Origin of the sequence: Agromyces sp. NPDC058110 (genome assembly GCF_042884735.1) — a bacterium.
Classification (GTDB): domain Bacteria; phylum Actinomycetota; class Actinomycetes; order Actinomycetales; family Microbacteriaceae; genus Agromyces.
Genome location: NZ_JBHVTI010000001.1, coordinates 860,862 through 883,165, shown reverse-complemented (window position 1 = coordinate 883,165; position 22,304 = coordinate 860,862). Strand labels below are relative to the sequence as shown.

Below are 22,304 nucleotides of genomic sequence, written 5' to 3'. Positions count from 1 at the left end.
GGGGCCCTTGCGGCAAGGCCCCGTCCCGGAGTTAAACTGAGAGTGGAGAGCATCGAGGTGCTCTCCTTCCGCATTCCCCGGCACGTCGCATCCGGGCCTGCCCGGAGGCGCCCCCCGATGCCGTCTCGGTACGATCCTGCCCAAGCCCCGATCGAGCCCTCCGCACCTCGGGCGACGAGGTCGGCGCGATCACGCGGGGCGTCCGCACGGACAGACGGGGGCGGAGCATGACCGGGGTCCGGATCGATCGCTCGACGGGCGTGCAGCTGCCCGACCTGCGCGCCGAGCGCGTGCTCGTCACCGGGGCCAGCGACGGCATCGGCGTCGAGATCGCGCGGGCGCTCGCCGGAGCCGGTGCCGAGGCGATCCTGCCGGTGCGCGACGAGTGGAAGGGCGCGCAGGCCGTGAAGCGCATCCGCGCCGACCACCCCGACGCCGCCCTCGCGACCCACGAGCTCGACCTCGCGCGGCTCGCGTCGGTCCGCTCGCTCGTCGGGCGGTTGCTCGAGGACGGCCGCCCGATCGACCGCGTCGTGCTGAACGCGGGCATCGTGCTGCTCGGCGACCGGCATCGTCACCTGAGCGTCGACGGCTACGAGTTGCACTTCCAGACGAACTTCCTGGGGCATGCGGTGCTCGTGCTCGGCATCCTGCCCTTGCTCCTCGCGGCGCCCGCGCCGAAGGTCGTGGTGCAGGTGAGCCTGGCCGCGGCATCCGCTCGCCTCGACCTCGACGACCGGTACCTGATCGAGGGGTACACGCCGCTGCGGGCCTACGCGGCGTCGAAGCTCGCGCTGGGCCTGTTCGGGCTCGAGCTGGGGCGTCGGCACGCGTCCGACGGTCTGCGCGTCGCGCTCTGCCACCCGGGCATCGCGCCCGACACGGGCATCGCGGCAGACCTCCGGGCGAAGTCGTCGTGGAGCCGCAGGCTGCTGGGCGCACGTCTCGGGGGAACGCCGGCGCAGGCCGCGCAGCCCGCGCTGGTCGCCGCGATGACGGATGTCGCGCCCGGCCGCTTCGTCGTGCCGTCCGGTCTGCTCGGCTGGTCGGGGCCGCCCGTCGAGGCGAAGCTGTTCCGGCGGTTCGACGACGAGGAGTCCGCGGCGAGGGTCTGGAACCTCGCCGGGCGCGTGGCCCGCGCCGATGCCGACTGACCGGGCCTCCGGCGCGAGCGGGGCCGGCTGGCCTAGCATTGGGCCATGTCGGTACCGACCAACCGAGTCCAGCTCGAGGCCGCCGCGGTGCGGGGGTTCCACCGCTTCGACGAGGCCATCGAGCGCATCCCCGTGGCCGAGCGCGAGGCGCCGTTCCCGCGCGAGGGGCGCGACCGCGACATCCGCGACCTCATCGACCACCTGTACGCGTGGCACGTGCTGCTGCTCGGCTGGCTCGACGCCGAACGCGCGGGCGAGGCCGTCGCGTACCCGGCCGCCGGCTACACGTGGGCGCAGCTCGACGACCTGAACGTCGGCCTGCGCGATCGCTATCGCAACGGGGGCACGCTCGCCACCGCCCGCGAGCGGCTGCGCGAGAGCCACGTCACGGTGCTCGCGCGGGTCGAGTCGCTGAGCGACGACGAGTTGTTCGACCCCACGGCGCACGAGTGGCTCGGCGGGCCGCTCGCCGAGCCCGTGCACGAATGCCTGGGCGGCCACTACGCGTGGGCGCTCGAGGCGCTCGACGCGGCGCGTGCGTAGCATCGCAGCATGAGCACGCACGCGGATGCCGCCGGCACGCCGACCGGGTCGACGGCCGAGGGCCCACCGGCCGCGGCGGGCGCGTTCGGCGTCGCGGTCGCCCAGTTCGCGCCCGGCGCCGACACCGCCGCGAACCTCGCCGCGATCACGAGGCTCGCGGAGCTCGCGGGATCCCGCGGGGCCGGGCTCGTCGTGCTCCCCGAGTACTCCAGCCACTTCACGCCCCAGCCCGACGCGTCGTGGCACGCGGCCGCCGAGCCGCTCGACGGGCCGTTCGTGCGCGCGCTCGCCTCGCTCGCCGATCGACTCGGCATCCACGTGGTCGCGGGCATGATCGAGCGCGTCGACGGCGAGGGCGAGCGGGTCTCGAACACGGTCGTCGCCGTGGCCCCCGGCGCAGGGGTGGTCGCGGCGTACCGCAAGCTGCACCTCTACGACGCCTTCGGCCAGCGCGAGTCCGACTGGGTGGTGCCCGGCGAGGTCGCCGAGCCCGAGCTGTTCGAGGCGGGCGGGCTGCGGTTCGGCCTGCAGACCTGCTACGACGCGCGGTTCCCCGAGGTCACGCGCCGCATCGTCGACGCGGGGGCCGACGTGGTCTGCATGCCGGCCGAGTGGGTGCGCGGGCCGTTGAAGGAGGCGCACTGGCGCGTGCTCACGACGGCGCGCGCGCTCGAGAACACCGTCTACGTCGCGGCGGCCGACCACGCCCCGCCGGTCGGCGCGGGCAACAGCATGATCGTCGACCCCATGGGCGTCGAGCTCGCGACCGTGGGGGAGACCACGGATGTCGCGGTCGCGTGGGCCTCGGCAGAGCGCATCGCGTCGGTGCGACGGATCAACCCCGCGCTCGCGCTCCGGCGCTTCGGCGTCACGCCCCGCTGAGGCCGGCCAGCCCCGCGAGCCGCGACGATGCCTCCTCGAGCACCTCGAGGCGCTTGCAGAACGCGAACCGCACGAGGCTGCGCGTGGCGTCCCTGCGTTCGGGGTGCACGAACGCCGAGATCGGCACGCCGACCACGCCGGCGAGCTCCGGCAGCCGCCGGCACAGCGCGGCGCCGTCGTCGAAGCCGAGGGGCGCGGCATCCGCCACGACGAAGTACCCGGCCGCGGGCGGCGAGATCTCGAACCCGGCGGCGAGGAGGCCGGCCGCGAGCACGTCGCGCTTGGCGCGGAGGGTTGCCGCGGCATCCGCGAACACGGCGTCTGGCAGGTCGAGGCCCACCGCGATCGCGGGCTGGAACGGCGCGCCGTTGACGTACGTGAGGTACTGCTTGACCGCGAGGATCGCCGTGACGAGCGGCGCGGGCGCGATGAGCCAGCCGACCTTCCAGCCGGTGGTGCTGAACGTCTTGCCGCCCGACGAGATCGTGACCGTGCGCTCCCGTGCGCCCGGCAGCGTCGCGACGGGCACGTGGGTGCCGGCGGTCGGGCCGTCGAACACGAGGTGCTCGTAGACCTCGTCGGTCACGATGACGGCGTCGTGGCGCTCGGCGAGCTCGACGATCCTGGCGAGCACGTCGGCGTCGAGAACCGCGCCCGTCGGGTTGTGCGGCGTGTTCACGATCACGAGTCGCGTGCGCGGTCCGAATGCGGCCTCGAGCTCGTCGAGGTCGGGCCGCCAGTCGGGGAAGGTCAGCGCGACGGTGCGGTGCACGCCGCCCGCGCGCGCGATGAGCGCGGCGTACGCGTCGTAGTAGGGCTCGAAGGTCACGACCTCGTCGCCCTCGTCGACGAGCGCGAGCACGGTGGCCGCGAGGGCCTCGGTCGCCCCGGCGGTCACGAGCACCTCGGATGCCGGGTCGACCGCCATGCCGTACCAGCGCTGCTGGTGCCGGGCGATCGCCTCGCGCAGCACGGGCATGCCGAGGCCGGGCGGGTACTGGTTCACTCCCGAGGCGATCGCCGCGCGGGCGGCCTCGAGCACCTCGGCCGGACCGTCCTCGTCGGGGAAGCCCTGGCCGAGGTTGATGGCGCCCGTGCGCGAGGCGAGCGCGCTCATCTCGGCGAAGATCGTCGCGGCCACGGTGCCGTCGGGCGAGAGCAGGCCCGCGCCCGCGGCCGTGCGCTGCCAGGGCGCCGGTCGCCGGTGCGACTCGGGCAGCTCCCGTGAATTCGTGGGGAAGTCGCTCACGCTCTCACCGTACGTCAGGGTGCGCCGGGTACGCTGGCCCACGGCGTCCAGGCGGTCGGATCCGGCACTCGGGGCCTTCACCGCCGGGGGATAGCAGGATCATAGACTTCGCCGATCTGCCGCACAGGTTGCGGCGAGAAGCTGGCTTCGCTTTGGAAGGAGCACACCATGACCGACAGCACCGACGGACGCAACACGCCCGATGACGAGCAGGTCGACACGACCGCCGTCGCGCAGCCCGAGACGTCCGAAGTCCACGCAGCGCAGGTCGCCGAGGGCGAGGGCGCCCCGGTCGACGAGACCGCTCCCACGACGGATGCCGGGACCGCCGTCGTCGCCGAGGCGCCCGCCGCTCCTGCCGCTCCGGCAGTCGAGGCCGCCGCGCCCGTCGCCGCGGAGCCCGCGGCCGCCGCGCCCGAGGCGCCCGCCGCTCAGGCACCAGCCGCCGCAGCACCGACCGCGCCCGCCCCCGTGCAGGCCACCGGCACGGTCTACACGCCCGGCCAGGCGCCGCAGCCGTACGCCGCGGCATCCGCAGCTCCCGCTCGTGCGACGGCCCCTGCGGCCCCGGCCGCCCCGGTGAGCTCGGCCACCGCGCCGACCACCCCGATCGACCCCCAGGCGCAGGCCGCTGCCGCGCGCCCCGTCGCGCAGCCCGGCGAGGTGCCGCCCGCCTTCGGCGGCCCCCGCCCGGCCGACGCGCACCCCACGCAGTCCTACGCGGGCGTGCCGCCGTACCAGCCCGGCGCCCCCACGGCACCCGCCGCGGCGGGTGCGCCCAAGAAGCGCGCCGGCTTCGGCCTCATCGCGGCCGTCGCCGTGGCCGCGGCCCTCATCGGCGGCGCCTCGGGCGCCGGCATCACCGCGCTCGTCACCTCGAACGACCAGGGCACGACCGCGAGCGATGCCGCGAGCACGCAGAACATCGTCGTGAACGACACCGACTCGGTGAACCAGATCACCGCGGTGGCCGCGAAGGCGAGCCCCAGCGTCGTCACGATCTCGGTCTCGGGCAGCAGCGCCGCGGGCACCGGCTCGGGCATCATCCTCTCCGACGACGGCTACGTGCTCACCAACACGCACGTGGTCACGCTCGACGGCGAGATCGCCGACCCGGCCATCCAGGTCAAGACGAGCGACGGGCACCTGTACGCCGCGACCGTCGTCGGCACCGACCCGCTCTCCGACCTCGCGGTCATCAAGCTGACCGACGCGTCGGGCCTCACGCCGCTCGAGTTCGCCGACTCCGACAAGCTCAACGTCGGCGACACGGCCATCGCGATCGGCGCACCCCTCGGCCTCTCCGGCACCGTGACCAACGGCATCGTGAGCGCCCTCAACCGCTCGATCGACGTGGCCTCCTCGGCCGCGCCGAGCACGCCCGACGACTCGTCGGGCGACAGCGGCCAGGGCGACGGCGGCGAGGGCGGCTCCGACAGCCCGTTCGACTTCTTCTTCGACCTGCCCGACGGCGAGGGCGGCTCCGGCGGCCAGCAGCAGCAGAGCTCGGCCACCAGCCAGGTCTCGCTGCCGGTCATCCAGACGGATGCCGCGATCAACCCCGGCAACTCGGGCGGCGCGCTGCTCGACTCCGAGGGCAAGCTCATCGGCGTGAACGTCGCGATCCTGTCGACCGGTTCCTCCTCGGAGTCGGGCAACATCGGCGTCGGCTTCGCGGTCCCGGCGAACCTCGCCGAGCGCGTCGCGAACGAGATCATCGAGAACGGGTCGGCCACGCACGGCCTGCTGGGCGCCTCGGTCACCTCGGCCGAGACCGACGGATCGAGCGACACCGTCGGCGCGCTCATCGCCGAGGAGCCCGCCGCCGGCGGCGCGGCGGCGAACGCCGGCCTCCAGGCCGGAGACGTGGTGACCGAGTTCAACGGCCACCCGATCACCGACCAGACCGACCTCACCGCGCAGGTGCGCGCGCTGCCCGGCGGCGCGAAGACCACGCTCACCTACACGCGCGACGGCGAGTCGAAGACCGTCGACGTCACGCTCGGCACCTTCGAGGGCTGAGCCGGCGAGCACGACCGTCGCAGCGACCCGCGGCAGCACGAGACGGGGCCCGGCCACTCGGCCGGGCCCCGCTTCGGCGTTCGGGCGGGCGACGCTCCCACGGAGGAACGCCGAGGGTTCGCCGTCCGCCGACTGCTAGGCTCGATCGACCCGATCACGAGTGAGGACCATGCCCGAGCAGCACCACCAGGCGACCCCGTCGCCGCTCGTCGGCGTCTCCTACGTCATGCCCGTGCTGAACGACGCGTCGCACGTGCGGCAGGCGGTCGAGTCGATCCTCGCGCAGGACTACGAGGGCCCCGTCGAGGTGCTCATCGCGCTCGGCCCGTCGATCGACGGCACGAACGAGCTCGTGGCCGACCTCGCCGAGCGCGACCCGCGCGTGCGCGTGCTCGACAACGAGGTGGGCTCCACGCCCGCCGGCCTCAATCTCGGCATCCGGGCGGCCGTGCACCCCGTCGTCGTGCGCGTCGACTCGCACTCGATGCTGCCGGTCGACTACACGAGCATCGCGGTGCGCACGCTCGACGAGACCGGCGCCGACAACGTGGGCGGCATCATGGACGCCCGTGGCGTCACCCCGTTCCAGCAGGCCGTGGCGCTCGCCTACACGACCCCGGTGGGCCTCGGCGGGTCGTCGTTCCACGTCGGCGGCCAGGCGGGGCCGGCCGACACCGTCTACCTCGGCGTGTTCCGCCGCGAGGCGCTGCTGCGCGTCGGGCTGTTCGACGAGCGCATCAAGCGCGGGCAGGACTGGGAGCTCAACCGGCGCCTGCGGGCGACGGGAGGCACCGTGTGGTTCACGCCGGAGCTCGCGGTCACCTACCGCCCGCGTGCGTCGCTCGAGCGCCTCGCCAGGCAGATGTTCTCGACGGGCCTCTGGCGCGGCGAACTCGCACGCAGCTTCCCGGGCGCCAGCGGCATCCGGTACTTCATCCCGCCGCTCATGGTGCTCGGGGTGTTCACGGGCCTCGTGCTCGGCATCGCGGGCCTCGTGCAGGCCGCCGTCGGCGCGACTCCGTGGCTGCTGCTCGGCTTCGCGGCTCCCGCGGTATACCTCCTGTTCGTGATCGCGGCGACCCTCGCCTACGCCAGGGGGCACGGCGTGCGCACGGCGCTCTGGCTTCTCGTAGTCTTGCCATGCATCCACGTCTTCTGGGGGGCCGGGTTCGTTCCGGGCTACCTCTCGCTGACGAGCAACATCGCCTCGCACACGGGAAGGTGACACCGATGTCGCGCATCGACCCGCACGCGAAGCCCTCGAGCATCGCCGAGCTCCGCGCCGTGGCGCAGCCGCCCGAGGTGCGCGGCCGCCGCAACGCCGAGCACTGGACGGCCTCGCTGTACCTGCGCAACCTCTCGCCGTACCTCACCTGGCTCCTGCTGCGCACGCGCATCAGCGCCAACGGCGTCACCGGCATCATGATCCTCGTCGGGTGGTCGACGGCCGCCGCACTGCTCATCCCCGGCGTCTGGGGGGCACTGCTCGCAGTCGTGCTCGGCCAGCTCCAGATGCTCGTCGACTGCTGCGACGGCGAGGTCGCGAGGTGGCGGCGCACGTCGTCGCCCGCCGGCGTGTTCCTCGACAAGGTCGGGCACTACACGACCGAGGCGCTGATCCCGCTCGCGCTCGGCATCCGCGCGGCCGCGTACCCGCTCGAGTTCCCGGCCGACTTCCTGTTCACGACCCTCGGTGCGGTGCTCGCGCTCGTGATCGTGCTGAACAAGGCCCTCAACGACATGGTGCACGTCGCCCGCGCCAACGCCGGGCTCGCCAAGCTCGCCGACACGCACGGCGAGTCGGCGCCGCGCGCCGGCCTCGTCGCGAAGCTCCGCAAGGCGGCCAGGTTCGTGCCGTTCCACCGGCTCTACCACTCGGTCGAGCTGACGCTCATCGTGTTCGCCGCGTCGCTCGTCGGCCTGGTGCTCGGCCAGTCGCTCGTCGACCGCATCGTGCTCATCGCGCTGGTGCCGCTCGCGATCCTCGCCGTGATCGGGCACTTCGTCGCGATCATGGCCTCCAACCGTGTCCGTTCCTGACGCGTCGCCCGCGGGCACGGCCGTGCCGCGCGTCGGCGTGGTGGTGCTCACCATGGGCACGCGACCCGACGACCTCGCGCGCGGCATCCGGAGCGTGCTCGACCAGCGGGGCGTCGAGGTCGACGTCGTGGTCGTCGGCAACGGCTGGGACCCGGCGACCTCCGAGCCGCCGCTGCCCGTCGGCGTGAAGACCCGGCACCTGCCCGAGAACCTCGGCATCCCCGCGGGCCGCAACGCGGGCGTTCCCGACGTCGCCGGCGACGTGTTCTTCTTCCTCGACGACGACGCGTTCCTGCCGAGCCCGACCTTCCTCAGTGACGGATGCCGCATGCTCGCCGCTCGGCCCGAACTCGGGCTGATCCAGCCCCGCGTCGTCGACCCGACCGGGCTGACGTCGCCGCGCCGGTGGATCCCGCGCATCCGCAAGGGCGACCCCGCGCACTCCTCGCCCGTGTTCTCGTGCTGGGAGGGCGCGGTGCTCATGCCGCGCGACGTATTCGACTCGGCGGGCGGCTGGGCCGACCCGTTCTTCTACGCGCACGAGGGCATCGAGCTCGCGTGGCGCGTGTGGGACACGGGGCACGTCGCCTGGTACGCGGGCGACCTCGAGGCCGCGCACCCCGTGATCGACCCGGCGCGCCACAGCTACTACTACCGGCTGAACGCCCGCAACCGCGTCTGGCTCGCCCGCCGCAACCTGCCGCTCGTGCTGGTGCCGTTCTACGTCGGGTCGTGGACCGCGATCCAGGTGCTGCGCTGGGCGCGGCAGCCCGCGGCGCTGAAGGCCTGGTTCGGCGGCTGGCGCGCCGGTTGGCGCGAGCATCCCGGTGAGCGTCGGCCCATGCGCTGGCGCACGGTGTGGCGCATGACGAGGGCCGGGCGACCGCCGATCGTCTGATCCGGTCGCGTAACGATCGGCTCTCACTCGTCTCGCGGACGGCCCCACGAGGCATCCGCCCAGCCCTGCGTCGCTACCCTTGGTGAGTGGGATTGAGAAGAGATGCACGTCGCGCCGTCAAGCTGGCCAAGGAGATCATGTGGTCGCGCCGGGCGCAGCGCGCGCTCGGCGAGAAGCTGAGGCAGCAGCCGCCGCTCGAACCGCACCGCTTCAAGATCGGCGTGTACTTCGCCGACGGCAAGGTCAACCTCTACCAGCTCCGCCAGTGGTACGCGCCGCTCGCCGAGCTCGCCGAGACGTACCCGGTGCTGCTCCTCAGCCGCGCTTCCGGCGCTGCGCTGTCGCTCGTCGACGAGTCCCCGCTGCCCGTGGCGTACGTGCGGCGGGTCGCCGACCTCGAACGGGTCGTGCACGAACAGGACCTGCACGTGATCTTCTACGTCAACCAGAACGCCAAGAACTTCCAGATGATGCGCTACGGTCGTCGCTGGCACGTGTTCATCAACCACGGCGAGTCCGACAAGATGTACATGACCACCAACCAGTTCAAGGCCTACGACTACGCCCTGATCGCCGGTGACGCCGCGCGGGCGCGGCTCGACAAGGTGCTCTGGGACTACGACTTCGACAAGCGCGCGATCCCCATCGGGCGTCCGCAGGCCGACCACTACCTCGACGGCACCGTGCTGCCCTACACGCCCGACGAGCGCGAGGTCGTGCTCTACGCGCCGACGTGGGAGGGCGACCGCGACGCAGCGGCCTACGGCTCGATCGCGACGCACGGCGTCGAGCTGGTGCGGGGCCTGCTCGCGACGGGGCGCCATCGGGTCATCTACCGGCCGCATCCGCGCTCGGGCGTCGTCGACGAGGCCTACGGTGCCGCGAACCGGCAGATCATCCAGGCGCTCGCCGCCGCGAACGCGGCCGACCCGTCGGCGCAGCACGTCTACGACCACGGCCCGAAGCTCGGCTGGCAGCTCGCCGCCGCCGACGTCGCGATCGTCGACATCTCGGCCATGGTCTACGACCGCCTCGCGGCAGGCAAGCCCCTGCTCATCACGCGCCCGGTCAACCCCGCCGCGCAGATCGACACCAGCGGCTACCTGCAGGCCTGCGAGTGGCTCGCCGCGACGGATGCCGCGGGGCTCGTGTCCCGCGTCGACGAGGTCGCGCACGACGAGGCCGCGCTCGAACGCCTCGGGTTCTGGGTCGAGCGCTACTTCGGCGACACCACGCCAGGAGTCACGACCGCTCGATTCCACGCCGCCGTCGACCACCTCATGGCCGAGTGGGAGCGGTTCGCCGAGCTCCACGCCGGCGACGGCGAGATCGACGAGCACGACGAGTCCGACGACGAGGACGATCTCGAGGCGACCGCGTAGGTTCCGCGGGGGCGCCCGGCCGGGTCAGCTCTCAGCCGGCGGTTCGTCTCCGGCCTGCCGTGCGGGTTCCGGCTCGGAGGTCGCATCCGCCGCCGGGTCTGCCGCCTCGACGCTGCGCCGGTCGCGCCGCACGACGCGACCGGCGACCTCGCGAAGGCCCCGACTGGTCGAGACCGCGACCGCGCCGAACGCGGCGCCGGCGCGCATGACCCCCGAGGCGGCCGCCTGCACGAGCGCCGGCGAGTCGCCGGGCTCGAGCTCGAGCGGCAGGCTCGTCGGCGCCTGGCCGAACGCCAGCCTGGACTGCTGAAGCACTTTTCTGCCGAGCAGGTGGTTGCCCGTTCCGCCGATCGCCGCACCGATGCCGAACGGGATCGCCTTGCCGATGATGCCCGCGCCGCCGCGCACCGCGAACTGGCGGATGAACGTCGCCCGCAGCTGGTCGGCGACGGGGCCGACGAGCGCGCGGGGGAGCCCGTTGGTGATGATCTCGCCCCAGTACGCGTCGCGCGCGACGCCCCGGCCGCCGGCCTGACCGGCGAACTGGCGCACGAGGTCGACGCCCTCGCGCCCGAGCATCAGCGTCATGACGAGCGCGCGGGCGCGCGCCGGATTCTCGACGGCGATGCCGTGCACCTCGGCGACCGACTGCGCGAACAGCGCCGTCGCCTCGAGGAACCCGGCGGTCTCGACCCCCGACAGCGCCAGTGTGACCCCTGTGCCGATGCCCGGGATCACGGCGGTGGCGCCCACGGCGGCACCGCCGGTCGTCACGGCGGCGAGGTAGCGGCGCTCGAGCATCCGCACGAGCTGGTCGGGCGTGGCGAGCGGGGCTCTCCGTCGGATGCTGCGGATGTGCGCCACCACGACGGGCCGCTGGATCGACAGCACGAGGTCGATGCCCCGGTCGATGCCCGACGCCTGCGCAGCGGCATCCGCTCGACCCTGATCGCCGGTCGCGGATCCGCCGTTCGGCTCGGAGGGCCCTGTTCCGGCCATCGAGGTGATCTTGTGCACGCGTTCGGGCATGCGGCGATGATACGTGAGCGCGCTGGGGCCGAGCCGGGGGTTGCGCTCGACCGACGGGCTGCCGAGTCGGTGGGTTGCCGAGCCAGCGGGCTGACGGACCGACGGGCTGCCGGGCGAACCCCGCAGGGTCAGGCCGTGCCGTGCTCGGCGTTGTACCGGTCGAGCACGTCGCCGATGGGCCCGTCGAGCTGGAGCGTGCCGCCGTCGAGGTAGAGGCCGCGCGTGCAGAACCGGCGCAGGTCGCGCTCGTTGTGCGAGACGAAGAACATCGTGCGCCCGCCCGCGAGCAGCTCCTCGATGCGCTTGTAGCACTTCTCGCGGAACGCCTTGTCGCCCACGGCGAGCACCTCGTCGACGAGCAGGATCGGCTCCTCGAGCTGCGAGATCACGGCGAACGCGACGCGAACCTTCATGCCGCTCGAGAGGTGCTTGTACGGGGTGTCGAGGAACTTGCCGACGCCCGAGAACTCGACGACGTCGTCGAACTTCTCGTCGATCTGCCGGTTGGTCATGCCGTGCAGGCCCGCCGTGAGGTAGACGTTGTCGCGCACGGTGAGGTCGTCGACGAATCCGCCCGTGATCTCGATGAGCGGTGCGACGCCGCCCGTCACCTCGACGGTGCCCTCGTCGGCGATCATGACCCCGGCGACGAGCTTCAGCAGGGTCGACTTGCCCTGTCCGTTGCGCCCGACCACGCCGATCGCCTCGCCGGGCCGCACGGTGATGGACACGTCGCGCAGGGCCCAGAACTCGTCGGGCCGGGTGCGCCGCCGCCGGCCGGAGAGGAGGTCCTTGAACGAGCGCCGTCCGCGCCGGTTGCGGCGGAACCTGATGCCGAGCCCTTCGGTGCGGATCGCGTAGGCCTCGTCGACGGGCAGGGCGGTGGCAGTGGCATCCGTCATCAGATCTCCTTCAGCACCTGGCGCACGCTGCCGCGGAACACGAGCAGGCCGACGACGAGGAACGCCGCGGACATGAGGGCTGCGATGACGACGTCGAACCAGTCGAGTTCCTGCGCGAAGAACGCCGAGCGGTAGATGCCGAAGATGCCCGAGAGCGGGTTGAACGCCGCCCACACGTGCAGCTGGCTCGGCAGGTCGGCGACGCCGTAGATGATCGGCGACGCGTAGAAGAGGAAGCGCAGCGCCAGCTTGACCGCGCGCTCCAGGTCGCGGAAGAAGACCACGAGCGGGGCCACGATGAGCGCGATGCCTGCGGTCAGCACCGCCTGCAGCGCGATGCCCAGCGGGAAGAGCAGGATGTTCCAGTTCACGGGGGCCTGGAAGACGATCGCGAACAACGCGAGCACCGGCAGGGCGAGCAGGAACTCGATGCCCTTCGAGAGCACGATGCGGTTGACCCAGATGGTGCGGGGGATCATGGTCGAGCGCACGAGCTTGGCGTCCTTCAGGAACGCGCGCGTCGAGTCGGAGACCGCGCCGTTGAACCACATCCACGGCAGGAGCGCCGACAGCAGGAACACGATGTAGGGGTCGGTGCCGACGCCCTTATCGAACACCTGGGTGAAGACGAACCAGTAGATGCCCGCCATCACGAGCGGATCGAGCACCGACCAGACGTAGCCGAGCGCGGAGGTCGAGTACCGCACCTTGAGATCGCGCGTCGTGAGCAGCCAGAGCGAGTGCCGGTAGCGCGACCACCGCGTGCGCTGCAGCGGGTGGGCGTCGCCGTAGGCGACCGAGGTGGTGCTCATCACGATCTCATCGTAGATGCCCCGCGACGGTAGGTTTGTAGGGGTGCCCCTTCGGCCCCGTCTGAGAGGAGCGTCGTGCGGCGTACAACCACCAGGGTCCTGCTGAGCTGCGCGGCCATCGGCGTCGGCGGCGGACTCGTCGCGGGCGCGTCGGGCTATCTCGCTGCGGCGTTCGCGGCGTTCGGCCCGCTCTTCTACGGCATCACGGTCGGCGCGCACTTCCTGCCCAGCATCGTCGCGCTCGCGCTGCTCAAGCGTCCGGGAACGGCCGTGCTCGCCGGCGTGATCGCCGGGCTCGTCGGCGCGGTGTTCGCCCCATGGTGGATCGGCCGCTTCGTCGGCACCGGACTGCTCGTCGGCGCGCTCATCGAGCTGCCGTTCCTCGTGACGCGATACCGGCGCTGGAGCCCCTGGATGTTCTACGTGGCCGCCGTCTTCTCTGGCGTGGTGCTCGCGATCGGCGTGTTCATCGGTCTCGGCGCCGAGCACTACACGGTCTGGGCGTGGGCGATCGCGCTGCCGCTCTGGGTGCTGAGCCCGGTCGCGTTCACGTGGATCGGCCGGCTCATCGCCGCCAGGCTCGCGCGCGCCGGCGTGGCGCAGTCGGCCGGCGACGCGCCCTGATCAGCACCCCTCGCCAAGACAGCGAAGAGCGGATGCCGCGTGGCATCCGCTCTTCACTGCTGTGTCGAACTGCGTGGCCGGCCGGGTGGCCGGCGCGCGATCACACGAAGTGGTTGGCTCGCTCGAGGTCTTCGGCGAAGTCGATCTCGACCGCGTAGAGGTCGGTGATGTCCATGGGCTCGACGAGCAGGCCGTTCTTCTCGATCGCGAGCTCGAGGCCGCGCTCGAAGTAGTCCTGGTCGCCGACGCGGCGCAGGTGGGCGAGGAAGGTGGCCTTGTCGCGGCTCGAGATGTAGTTGATGCCGACCGCTTCGCCCAGGCCGCCCTTGACGGTCTTCGACAGCTCCTTGACGTAGCCCTCGGCGCTGATCGTGTACTTCACCTCTTCGTCGGAGACCTTGGCGTGGTTCACCGTGACGAACGACTGGTCGCGGGCGATGTACGGCAGCGCGCGGTCGAGGATGCTCGGGTCGAAGACGACGTCGCCGTTCATCCAGAGCACGCCGCCCGGCTGCGACGCCGCGAGGGCGCGCATGAGCGACTTCGAGGTGTTCGTCTGGTCGTACTCCTCGTTGTAGACGAAGGACGCCTGCGGGAAGGCCTCGATGATGTGCTCGAGCTTGTAGCCCACGACGATCGTCACGTCGGTGCCTGCACCGAACGTGTGCTCGATGTTGTCGAACTGCTGGCGCATGATGGTGCGGCCGTCGCTGAGCTCGGTGAGCGGCTTGGGGAGGGATCGCCCGAGCCGGCTCCCCATGCCGGCCGCGAGAATCACGATCTGGGTGGTCATTGCTGTTCTCCTTCGAAGGATCGGATGCCGCGCCTCGAGGCCGAGAATTTACGCGCAGTTCATCCGGAAGATCTGTTGAAGACACACCGTTATGCCGTGACCAGCGTAGCGGGCGCGGGTCACGGATGGCTGAATGATCTCACGCTTCGTAGCGGGATCGTGATCGAGCGCACAGGAGATCCACAGAGTCGCCGCGCGTCGTCGGACGGCGTTCGTGAGCGCCGGAGGCCCGGGTGTTGATACCTTGGCTGGGTGACTTCCGTTTCGCGCTCAGAACATGACGACGAAGCTCCCGAAGGCACGGGCACGGGGGTGTCTGCCACGAGGGGGGCCGCTTCGCCGCGCTCGGCCTCCGGCAGGGCCTCGAAGTCCGCGTCGTTGACGGCAGCGAAGCGCACCCCGGTGAGACGCGCCCCGGCGAAGGGCGCCGATGCGGCGGCCGAGACGAAGGAGGCCGCCGCGGAGTCGACGGCCTCCGATACGAGCGCCGCCAAGCGCGCTCCCGCCGCTGCCGCGAACCCGAAGACGACCGCGGCGAAGCCCGCGATCACGGGGCGGTCGACCGCGGCGAAGACCGCCGCCGCTGCGGACAAGACGACCGCGGCGAAGTCCACGCCGAAGCCCGCATCGAAGACCGCGTCGAGGAGCGCTGCGGCCAAGTCGACCGGGGCGAAGTCCGCAGCCAAGGGCACCGCGACCGCGAAGTCCGCCGAAGGATCGACCGAGGCCGGCTCCAAGCGCACCGCCGCGTCGCGCGCGGCCTCGGCTGGGGCCTCCAGCGCGCGTACCGACGCCGCGAAGACGGCCCGCACCGCCCGCACGGCCGCCAAGACCGAGGCCCCCACCGCACGCACCCGCGCGGCCTCCGCGGCCGCGAAGCAGCGGCAGACCCAGCGGGTCGCCGCCGCGCTGACGACCGAGACCACGGCCGCGGAGCGCACCTCGCGCAAGCCCGTACCCGTCGACGGGACGTCCGGCACCGCTCCCGCATCACCCGACGTCGAGCAGGCTCGCGCCGACGACCACGGCGCAGACGCGCTCATCACGGCCGCGGCGGTCGCGGCCGCGCAGGCCGAGGCTGCCGAGGCCAGGGCGGAGGTCGAGGCCGCTGAGTCCGAGGCCGCCGCATCCGTCGATGCCGCTGCTGCCGAGGCCGTCGCAGCCGAGGCCGTTGCAGCCGAACCCGTTGCAGCCGAACCCGTTGCAGCCGACGACGTCGCAGCCGAGGCTGCTGCTTCCGAGTCCGTCGCAGCCGAGGCTGCTGACGACTCCGACTCCGACGCTCCTGCTGCCGAGACCGCCGCTGCCGACGAAGACCTCGCCGAACCCGCTCCCGAGGCCCTCGCGGCCGACGAGACGGTCGCCGTGGCCGAGCCGGGCGCCGCACCGGTCGATGAGGCGCCCCCCATCGCAGACGACGCCGCTGCGACATCCCAATCCGACGTGGTCGAGGCGAGGTCCGAGGTCGTCGACGCCGAGGCGCTCGCGCTCGAGCCCGAGGCGGTCGAGGTCGTCGAGGCCGCGACCGCGGTCGCCGTCATCGCGCCGCCCACGTCGTCCCGCACCGCGCCGCGCAAGAAGCGCACGCTCCGCGTGGCCAGAGCCGCGCCTGCGGCCGACGCCCCGCGGGTGCTCCTGATCGACGGACTCGTCAAGCAGTTCGGCGGCAACACCGCGGTCGACCACATCTCGCTCGAGGTGCGGGCCGGATCGTTCTACGGCATCGTCGGACCGAACGGCGCGGGCAAGACGACCACGCTCTCGATGGTCACGGGCCTCCTCCGCCCCGACGCGGGCACCGTGCGCATCCACGACATCGACGCCTGGGCCGACCCCGCCGCCGCGAAGCGCGCGACGGGCGTGCTGCCCGACCGGCTCCGCCTGTTCGACCGGCTCACGGGCGGTCAGCTCCTGGCGTACTCCGGCTCGCTCCGCGGGCTCGACAGCCGCACCGTGCGCGAGCGCAGTGCCGACCTCATCGCCGCGTTCGGACTCGACGACGCGGTCGACCGGCTGGTCGCCGACTACTCCGCAGGCATGACGAAGAAGATCGCCCTCGCCTGCGCCATGATCCACGCTCCGCGCCTGCTGGTGCTCGACGAGCCGTTCGAGTCGGTCGACCCGGTGTCGGCGGCGAACCTCACCGACATCCTCGAGCGCTACGTCGAGGGCGGCGGCACGGTCGTGCTCTCCAGCCACGGCATGGATCTCATCGAGCGCGTCTGCGACTCGGCGGCGATCATCGTGGGCGGGCGCGTGCTCGCATCCGGAACCCTCGACGAGGTGCGTCAGGGCGAGACGCTCGAAGACCGGTTCGTCGAGCTCGCCGGCGGGCGCAAGGCAGCGGAGGGCATGGAGTGGTTGCACAGTTTCTCCGACTGAAGCTCCGGCTGCTCGGGAACATCTTCCAGCGCAGCGCATGGCAGATCGTCGGCGTCTCGCTGGGCATCGTCTACGGCGTCGCGATGTCGGCGCTGCTGTTCAGCGTGCTCGTCGGGCTGCGACTCGTCGAGGACGTCACGCTCGTGCGCGACGGGCTGATCGTCGCCGGCAGCCTGACGATGGTCGGCTTCGTGGTCTTCCCCCTGCTGTTCGGCAGCGAGGACACCATGGATCCTCGACGCTTCGCGCTGTTCGGCATCCCCGATCGCACGCTCGCGCTCGGGCTCGCGCTGGCGGCCGCCGTGGGAATCCCGGCGATCGTGCTCGGCATCGCCCTGCTGGGCACGGTCGTCACGTGGTCGCGCGGGGTCGGCGAGGTGATCTTCGCCCTGCTCGGGGCGGCCCTCGCGTTCGCGACCTGCCTGCTGATCGGGCGCGTCGCGACCTCGATCGCCTCGCTCCTGCTCGCGACCAGGCGCGCGAAGGAGATCGGGGGAGTGCTCGGCCTCGTCGTGCTCGTGCTGCTCTCGCCGGTCATCGTCGTGCTCGTCACCCTCGACTGGCAGACCGACGGCCTCCTGCTGCTCGAGTCGGTCGCGGGGGTGCTCGGGTGGACGCCGCTCGGCGCCGCCTTCGCGGTGCCGGGCGATGCGGCCGCCGGGCTCTGGTGGATCGCGATCCTGAAGCTCCTCATCGCAGCGGCGAGCCTCGCCGTGCTGTGGTTCGCCTGGCAGGCGCTGGTCGCGCACATGCTCGTCACGCCGGGTCGCGAGGCGTCTGCCAAGCAGTACCGCGGCCTCGGATGGTTCGATCGGATGCCGGGCACGGCCGCCGGTGCGATCGCAGCACGGAGCATCACCTACTGGGGGCGCGACGCGCGCTACTGGGTGTCGATCGTCATGCTGCCGCTCGTTCCGCTGCTCGTGCTCGTGCCGCTGACGCTCGCCGGATTCCCGCTCGCGGTGACCGCGCTCATCCCGTTGCCGCTGCTGTGCCTGCTGCTCGGCTGGACCCTGCACAACGACACCGCCTACGACAACACCGCCGTCTGGCTGCACGTCGCATCCGGCGTGCGCGGGTGGGCCGACCGGCTCGGCCGCCTCGTGCCCGTGCTCGTCGGGGGCATGCTCGTGATCGGGGTGGGGGCCGCGCTCACGATGATCGCGATCGACGACGACACGGTGCTGCCCTCGCTCATCGGGGTGAGCACCGCCCTGCTGTTCGGCGGGCTCGGCGTCGGCTCGATCGCCTCCGCCCGGTTCCCGTACCCCGCCGTGAAGCCCGGCGACTCGCCGTTCCAGCAGCCGCAGTCGACCGGCACGATCTCGGCGCTCGTGCAGTCGATCACGATGATCGGCTCGCTGCTCGTGGCCGCTCCGGCCGTGTACTTCGCCTACCGCGGGCTCACGGGCGACGCGAGCTGGCACGCGTACTCGTTCATGGCCGGAACCGCCGCGGGCGTGCTCGTGCTCGTGCTCGGCATCGTGGTCGGCGGCCGCGTGTTCGACCGCCGGGGCCCCGAGATCCTCGGCGCCGCGCTCCGCGCCTGAGCGCTCGGGCGACACCGGACCCGGCACCGCGGACTGGCCGTAGAATCGACCCATGATCATGCCCGTGAACGCCAGCATCGCCGACCCCGACGCCCCGGGCGGAACGACCTCGGTGCTCGACCGCGAGCTCGAGAAGCTCCTGCAGGAAGAGAACATCGAGCCGGGCGATCACGAGCGCTTCTCGCACTATGTGAAGAAAGACAAGATCCTCGAGTCGGCCATGACGGGCAAGCCCGTCAAGGCGCTCTGCGGCAAGAAGTGGACCCCGGGGCGCGACCCCGAGAAGTTCCCGGTCTGCCCGACCTGCAAAGAGATCTACGAGAAGATGAAGAAGGGCTGACGCCCGGCTCCGCCTCGTCGGCTCGGCGTGCTCGCAGGCTCAGCGGTACGTCGTCGGGATCGCGGCGTCGCCGCGTCCGAGCCGGAACGCCTCGATCGGCAGCTCCTGCATGACCTCGGCGCGGTGCGCCCGGGCCGCCTCGGTGCCCTCGGGCCCGAGGTACGCGGCATCCGCCACGCCGCCGGTCATGAGCGGCACCATGAGCGGGCGCAGGCGCGTGCCCTCCTCGAACTCGGCGTCGCCGCCCGGTCCGTCGCCGACGAAGACGAGCTCCTCGCGCGCCGTGCGCGTCGAGTCGAGTCGACGCGCCGCGTTCTTGCGGCCGCCGACGCTCGCCTTCGAGGTCGAGGCCTTCGCGACCGAGACCCACTCGCCGGCGTCGTCGCGGCGCGCGACGAGCTTGAAGACCATGCCCGCGGCCGGCGATCCGGAGCCGGTCACCACCGAGGTGCCGACCCCGTAGGCGTCGACGGGGGCGCCCGAGAGGCCGGCGATCGTGAACTCGTCGAGGTCGCTCGTGACGGTGATGCGCGTGCCGACGGCGCCGAGCCGGTCGAGCTGGTCGCGCACCCCTGCGACGACGGTCGGCAGGTCCCCGGAGTCGATGCGCACGGCCCCGAGGCCGGTGCCGGCCACGCGAACGGCGGTCTCGACGCCCTGCTCGATGTCGTAGGTGTCGACGAGCAGGGTCGTGTTCGGCCCGAACGCGTCGACCTGCGCGCGGAACGCCTGCTCCTCGGAGTCGTGCAGCAGCGTGAACGCATGCGCCGCCGTGCCCATCGTCGGGATGCCCCAGGTGCGCCCGGCCTCGAGGTTCGAGGTCGCGTCGAATCCGGCGATGTAGGCCGCGCGTGCGGCGGCGACGGCCGAGCGTTCGCTCGTGCGGCGCGAGCCCATCTCGGCGATGGGGCGCCCGAGCGCGACCGACACCATGCGCGCCGCGGCGCTCGCGACCGAGGAGTCGAAGTTCAGGGTCGAGAGCACCACGGTCTCGAGCATGACCGCCTCGGCGAAGGTCGCCTGGATCGTCAGCAGCGGAGACCCGGGGAAGTACACCTCGCCCTCCCGGTAGCCCCACACGTCGCCGCGGAAGCGGTAGTCGGCGAGCCAGTCGAGGGTCTCCGACCGCACGACCCGGTTGTCGCGCAGCCACTCGAGCTCGGCCTCGTCGAACCGGAACGCCGAGATGAGCTCGAGCAGGCGCCCGGTGCCGGCGACCACGCCGTAGCGGCGCCCGTCGGGCAGGCGGCGTGCGAACGCCTCGAAGAGGCTCTCGCGGTGCGCGGTGCCGTTCTGCAACGCGGCATCCACCATCGTGAGCTCGTATCGGTCGGTGAGCAGCGCTGAGGACCCGGTCACCCGATCAGCCTAGCGACGGATGCCGCGTCTCGCCGTTCGCGCGACGGACTCGCCGGACGACGGACTCGCCTAGGCTGGTCTCTCGTGACGGATGCACCGATCGGGATCTTCGACTCCGGCGTTGGCGGGCTCACGGTCGCCCGAGCCGTGAAGGACCAGCTGCCGAACGAGTCCATCCTCTACATCGGCGACCTGGAGCACTCGCCCTACGGGCCGAAGAAGATCGCCGACGTCCGCGGCTACGCGCTCGCGGTGCTCGACGACCTCGTCGCGCAGGGCGTGAAGATGCTCGTGATCGCCTGCAACACGGCATCCGCGGCCATGCTGCGCGACGCCCGCGAGCGCTACGACGTGCCCGTGATCGAGGTGATCCAGCCGGCGGTGCGCCGCGCGGTCGCCACGACCCGCAACGGCAGGGTCGGCGTCATCGGCACGGCGGGCACGATCTCGTCGCGGGCGTACGACGACGCCTTCGCGGCCGCACCGCACCTCGACCTGCACACGGTCGCGTGCCCGCGCTTCGTCGAGTTCGTCGAGGCCGGGGTCACGAGCGGCGACGAGCTGCTCGCCGTCGCCGAGCAGTACCTCGCCCCGCTGCGCGACGCCGACGTCGACACGCTCGTGCTCGGCTGCACGCACTACCCGTTCCTCAAGGGGGCGATCTCGTACGTCATGGGCGAACGCGTCTCGCTCGTCTCGAGCGACGTCGAGACCGCGAACGACGTGTACCGCACCCTCGTGAGCACCGGCATGGAACGCCGATCGGCCATGCCGCCCACCTACCGGTACGAGGCGACGGGCGGCTCGACGAGCGCGTTCCTCGACCTCGCGCACCGCCTCATCGCCCCCGAGATCCCGAGCGTCGAGCTCGTGCAGACCGGCGCCGTGACCATTCCCGACCACGTCAGACTTCGACAGGAGAACGCATGACCGAGGCATCCGAGAACCAGATCGTGCGCGCCGACGGGCGCACCCCCGACCAGCTCCGCGAGGTGCGCATCGAGCGCGGCTGGAGCGAGCACGCCGAGGGCAGCGCCCTGATCTCGTTCGGCCGCACCAAGGTGCTCTGCACGGCGAGCTTCACGAACGGCGTGCCGCGCTGGATGTCGGGGAGCGGCAAGGGCTGGGTCACGGCCGAGTACGCGATGCTGCCTCGTGCGACGAACACGCGCAACGACCGCGAGGCGGTGAAGGGCCGGATCGGCGGGCGCACGCACGAGATCAGCCGGCTCATCGGCCGGAGCCTCCGGGCCGTCGTCGACATGAAGGGCCTCGGCGAGAACACGATCCAGATCGACTGCGACGTGCTGCAGGCCGACGGCGGCACGCGCACGGCCGCGATCACGGGCGCGTACGTCGCCATGGCCGACGCCATCGAGTGGGCGCGCGGCAAGCAGTTCATCGGCAAGAAGGCGACGCCGCTCATCGACACCGTCGCCGCGGTGTCGGTCGGCATCGTCGCGGGCACGCCCATGCTCGACCTCGCCTACACCGAGGACTCGCGCGCCGAGACCGACATGAACGTCGTCGCGACCGGACGCGGCCTCTTCGTCGAGGTGCAGGGCACGGCCGAGGGTGCGCCCTTCGACCGGCGCGAGCTCGACGCGCTGCTCGACCTCGCGCTGGGCGGCACCGCCTCCCTCACCGAGATCCAGCGGGCGGTGCTCGCCGAGGCACGGGCGAACGCGTGAGCCTCGAGATCGTCCTCGCGACCCACAACGCACACAAGGTCGCCGAGTTCCAGCGCATCATCGGCGAGCGGATGCCGGAGGCCGCCGTCGTCTCGTACGACGGCCCCGAGCCGGTCGAAGACGGCACGAGCTTCGCCGCGAACGCGCTCATCAAGGCCCGCGCGGCTGCGGCGCACACCGGACGCATCGCCCTGGCCGACGACTCCGGCATCGTGGTCGACGTGCTGGGCGAAGCCCCCGGCATCCTCTCGGCGCGCTGGGCGGGGCACCGGGCGGGCGACGAGGCGAACCGACGCCTGCTGCTCGACCAGCTCTCCGACATCGCCCGCCCGAACCGGGGGGCGGAGTTCCGCTGCACGATCGCGCTCGTCGTGCCCGAGACGCTGCTCGACGGCGGCTCCGAGTTCGTCGCCGAGGGGCGCTGGCGCGGCAGCCTCGCGTACGAGCCCCGAGGGTCGCACGGCTTCGGCTACGACCCGATCTTCGAGCCCGACGGGCTCGAGGTCACCGCCGCCGAGCTCACGCCGGAGCAGAAGAACGCGCAGAGCCACCGGGCGCTCGCGTTCGTCGAGCTGCTGCCTGAGCTCGAGCGCGTCGCGTCGCGGATCGCGGACCGACCCGGCGGCGCCGGCGCCTGAGAACGCGACTCATT

Annotated in this window: 21 protein-coding genes; 15 read left to right on the top strand and 6 right to left on the bottom strand. The window is 72.3% G+C overall.

Annotation, left to right across the window (positions count from 1 at the left end):
- The first annotated feature begins 227 nt into the window (after positions 1-227).
- Genes ACFVS8_RS04230 through ACFVS8_RS04220 form a run of 3 tightly spaced genes read left to right on the top strand, consistent with a single transcriptional unit; the run spans position 228 to position 2,579 of the window.
- On the top strand, positions 228-1,154 hold the full coding sequence (locus ACFVS8_RS04230; RefSeq protein ID WP_387057924.1) for an SDR family NAD(P)-dependent oxidoreductase: 927 nt from the start codon (positions 228-230) through the stop codon (positions 1,152-1,154).
- Positions 1,155-1,199: 45 nt separating this feature from the next.
- Entirely contained in the window at positions 1,200-1,697 is a 498-nt protein-coding gene (locus tag ACFVS8_RS04225) for a ClbS/DfsB family four-helix bundle protein (protein ID WP_387057921.1), read from the top strand.
- A 9-nt stretch (positions 1,698-1,706) separates the two neighbouring features.
- A complete protein-coding gene (locus tag ACFVS8_RS04220) occupies positions 1,707-2,579 on the top strand; it encodes a carbon-nitrogen hydrolase family protein (RefSeq protein ID WP_387057919.1) in 873 nt (290 codons plus the stop codon).
- Here ACFVS8_RS04220 and ACFVS8_RS04215 read toward each other — a convergent pair.
- Positions 2,566-3,828: an aminotransferase class I/II-fold pyridoxal phosphate-dependent enzyme gene (locus tag ACFVS8_RS04215; protein WP_387057916.1), complete on the bottom strand. Its 1,263-nt coding sequence runs from the start codon at positions 3,826-3,828 to the stop codon at positions 2,566-2,568. The two genes, ACFVS8_RS04220 and ACFVS8_RS04215, sit on opposite strands and share 14 nt — an antisense overlap.
- A gap of 168 nt (positions 3,829-3,996) precedes the next feature.
- Here ACFVS8_RS04215 and ACFVS8_RS04210 point away from each other — a divergent pair, with 168 nt between their 5' ends.
- From ACFVS8_RS04210 to ACFVS8_RS04190, 5 genes are all read left to right on the top strand, one after another.
- Positions 3,997-5,850, top strand: coding sequence for a S1C family serine protease (locus ACFVS8_RS04210; protein WP_387057914.1), 1,854 nt, complete (start codon positions 3,997-3,999; stop codon positions 5,848-5,850).
- Between the two features lie 169 nt (positions 5,851-6,019).
- Positions 6,020-7,075 (top strand): glycosyltransferase family 2 protein, encoded by a 1,056-nt coding sequence (locus tag ACFVS8_RS04205; RefSeq protein WP_387057912.1) that lies wholly within the window; start codon positions 6,020-6,022, stop codon positions 7,073-7,075.
- Positions 7,076-7,080: 5 nt separating this feature from the next.
- A complete protein-coding gene (locus tag ACFVS8_RS04200; protein WP_387057909.1) occupies positions 7,081-7,890 on the top strand; it encodes a CDP-alcohol phosphatidyltransferase family protein in 810 nt (269 codons plus the stop codon).
- Between the two features lie 52 nt (positions 7,891-7,942).
- The gene (locus ACFVS8_RS04195) at positions 7,943-8,788 is read left to right on the top strand and encodes a glycosyltransferase family 2 protein (protein ID WP_387058197.1); all 846 of its coding nucleotides are present in this window, start codon (positions 7,943-7,945) and stop codon (positions 8,786-8,788) included.
- 86 nt (positions 8,789-8,874) lie between these two features.
- Positions 8,875-10,170, top strand: coding sequence for a CDP-glycerol glycerophosphotransferase family protein (locus tag ACFVS8_RS04190; protein ID WP_387057906.1), 1,296 nt, complete (start codon positions 8,875-8,877; stop codon positions 10,168-10,170).
- A 24-nt stretch (positions 10,171-10,194) separates the two neighbouring features.
- Here ACFVS8_RS04190 and ACFVS8_RS04185 read toward each other — a convergent pair whose 3' ends face one another.
- The 3 genes from ACFVS8_RS04185 to ACFVS8_RS04175 form a co-directional block, all read right to left on the bottom strand.
- Entirely contained in the window at positions 10,195-11,199 is a 1,005-nt protein-coding gene (locus tag ACFVS8_RS04185) for a hypothetical protein (RefSeq protein WP_387057903.1), read from the bottom strand.
- Positions 11,200-11,327: 128 nt separating this feature from the next.
- On the bottom strand, positions 11,328-12,101 hold the full coding sequence (locus ACFVS8_RS04180; RefSeq protein WP_387057901.1) for an ABC transporter ATP-binding protein: 774 nt from the start codon (positions 12,099-12,101) through the stop codon (positions 11,328-11,330).
- Positions 12,101-12,913: an ABC transporter permease gene (locus ACFVS8_RS04175; RefSeq protein ID WP_387058194.1), complete on the bottom strand. Its 813-nt coding sequence runs from the start codon at positions 12,911-12,913 to the stop codon at positions 12,101-12,103. The genes ACFVS8_RS04180 and ACFVS8_RS04175 overlap by 1 nt, the downstream gene beginning before the upstream one ends.
- A 75-nt stretch (positions 12,914-12,988) precedes the next feature.
- On the opposite strand from ACFVS8_RS04175, the gene ACFVS8_RS04170 reads away from it, so the two are divergent.
- Positions 12,989-13,537: an ECF transporter S component gene (locus ACFVS8_RS04170; protein ID WP_387057898.1), complete on the top strand. Its 549-nt coding sequence runs from the start codon at positions 12,989-12,991 to the stop codon at positions 13,535-13,537.
- Between the two features lie 100 nt (positions 13,538-13,637).
- Here ACFVS8_RS04170 and ACFVS8_RS04165 read toward each other — a convergent pair whose 3' ends face one another.
- Positions 13,638-14,330, bottom strand: a complete 693-nt coding sequence (locus ACFVS8_RS04165; protein WP_387057896.1) for an NTP transferase domain-containing protein — start codon at positions 14,328-14,330, stop codon at positions 13,638-13,640.
- Positions 14,331-14,732: 402 nt separating this feature from the next.
- Here ACFVS8_RS04165 and ACFVS8_RS04160 point away from each other — a divergent pair, with 402 nt between their 5' ends.
- Genes ACFVS8_RS04160 through ACFVS8_RS04150 form a run of 3 tightly spaced genes read left to right on the top strand, consistent with a single transcriptional unit; the run spans position 14,733 to position 18,602 of the window.
- Positions 14,733-16,712 carry an ABC transporter ATP-binding protein gene (locus ACFVS8_RS04160; protein WP_387057893.1) on the top strand — a complete coding sequence of 660 codons (1,980 nt, stop codon included), beginning with the start codon at positions 14,733-14,735 and terminating at the stop codon, positions 16,710-16,712.
- Positions 16,688-18,262 (top strand): hypothetical protein, encoded by a 1,575-nt coding sequence (locus tag ACFVS8_RS04155; protein ID WP_387057890.1) that lies wholly within the window; start codon positions 16,688-16,690, stop codon positions 18,260-18,262. The genes ACFVS8_RS04160 and ACFVS8_RS04155 overlap by 25 nt, the downstream gene beginning before the upstream one ends.
- 58 nt (positions 18,263-18,320) lie before the next feature.
- Positions 18,321-18,602 (top strand): DUF3039 domain-containing protein, encoded by a 282-nt coding sequence (locus ACFVS8_RS04150; protein ID WP_387058191.1) that lies wholly within the window; start codon positions 18,321-18,323, stop codon positions 18,600-18,602.
- 39 nt (positions 18,603-18,641) lie between these two features.
- Here ACFVS8_RS04150 and ACFVS8_RS04145 read toward each other — a convergent pair whose 3' ends face one another.
- Positions 18,642-19,961, bottom strand: a complete 1,320-nt coding sequence (locus tag ACFVS8_RS04145) for a nicotinate phosphoribosyltransferase (RefSeq protein ID WP_387057888.1) — start codon at positions 19,959-19,961, stop codon at positions 18,642-18,644.
- Positions 19,962-20,045: 84 nt separating this feature from the next.
- On the opposite strand from ACFVS8_RS04145, the gene murI reads away from it, so the two are divergent.
- The 3 genes from murI to rdgB are packed head-to-tail and all read left to right on the top strand — an operon-like array spanning position 20,046 to position 22,290.
- Positions 20,046-20,891, top strand: coding sequence for a glutamate racemase (gene murI, locus ACFVS8_RS04140; protein WP_387057885.1), 846 nt, complete (start codon positions 20,046-20,048; stop codon positions 20,889-20,891).
- On the top strand, positions 20,888-21,652 hold the full coding sequence (gene rph, locus ACFVS8_RS04135) for a ribonuclease PH (protein ID WP_387057883.1): 765 nt from the start codon (positions 20,888-20,890) through the stop codon (positions 21,650-21,652). Before murI ends, rph begins: the two co-directional genes overlap by 4 nt.
- Complete coding sequence (gene rdgB / locus ACFVS8_RS04130; RefSeq protein WP_387057880.1) at positions 21,649-22,290, top strand: RdgB/HAM1 family non-canonical purine NTP pyrophosphatase; 642 nt, start codon at positions 21,649-21,651, stop codon at positions 22,288-22,290. The genes rph and rdgB overlap by 4 nt, the downstream gene beginning before the upstream one ends.
- The last annotated feature ends 14 nt before the right edge of the window (positions 22,291-22,304 follow it).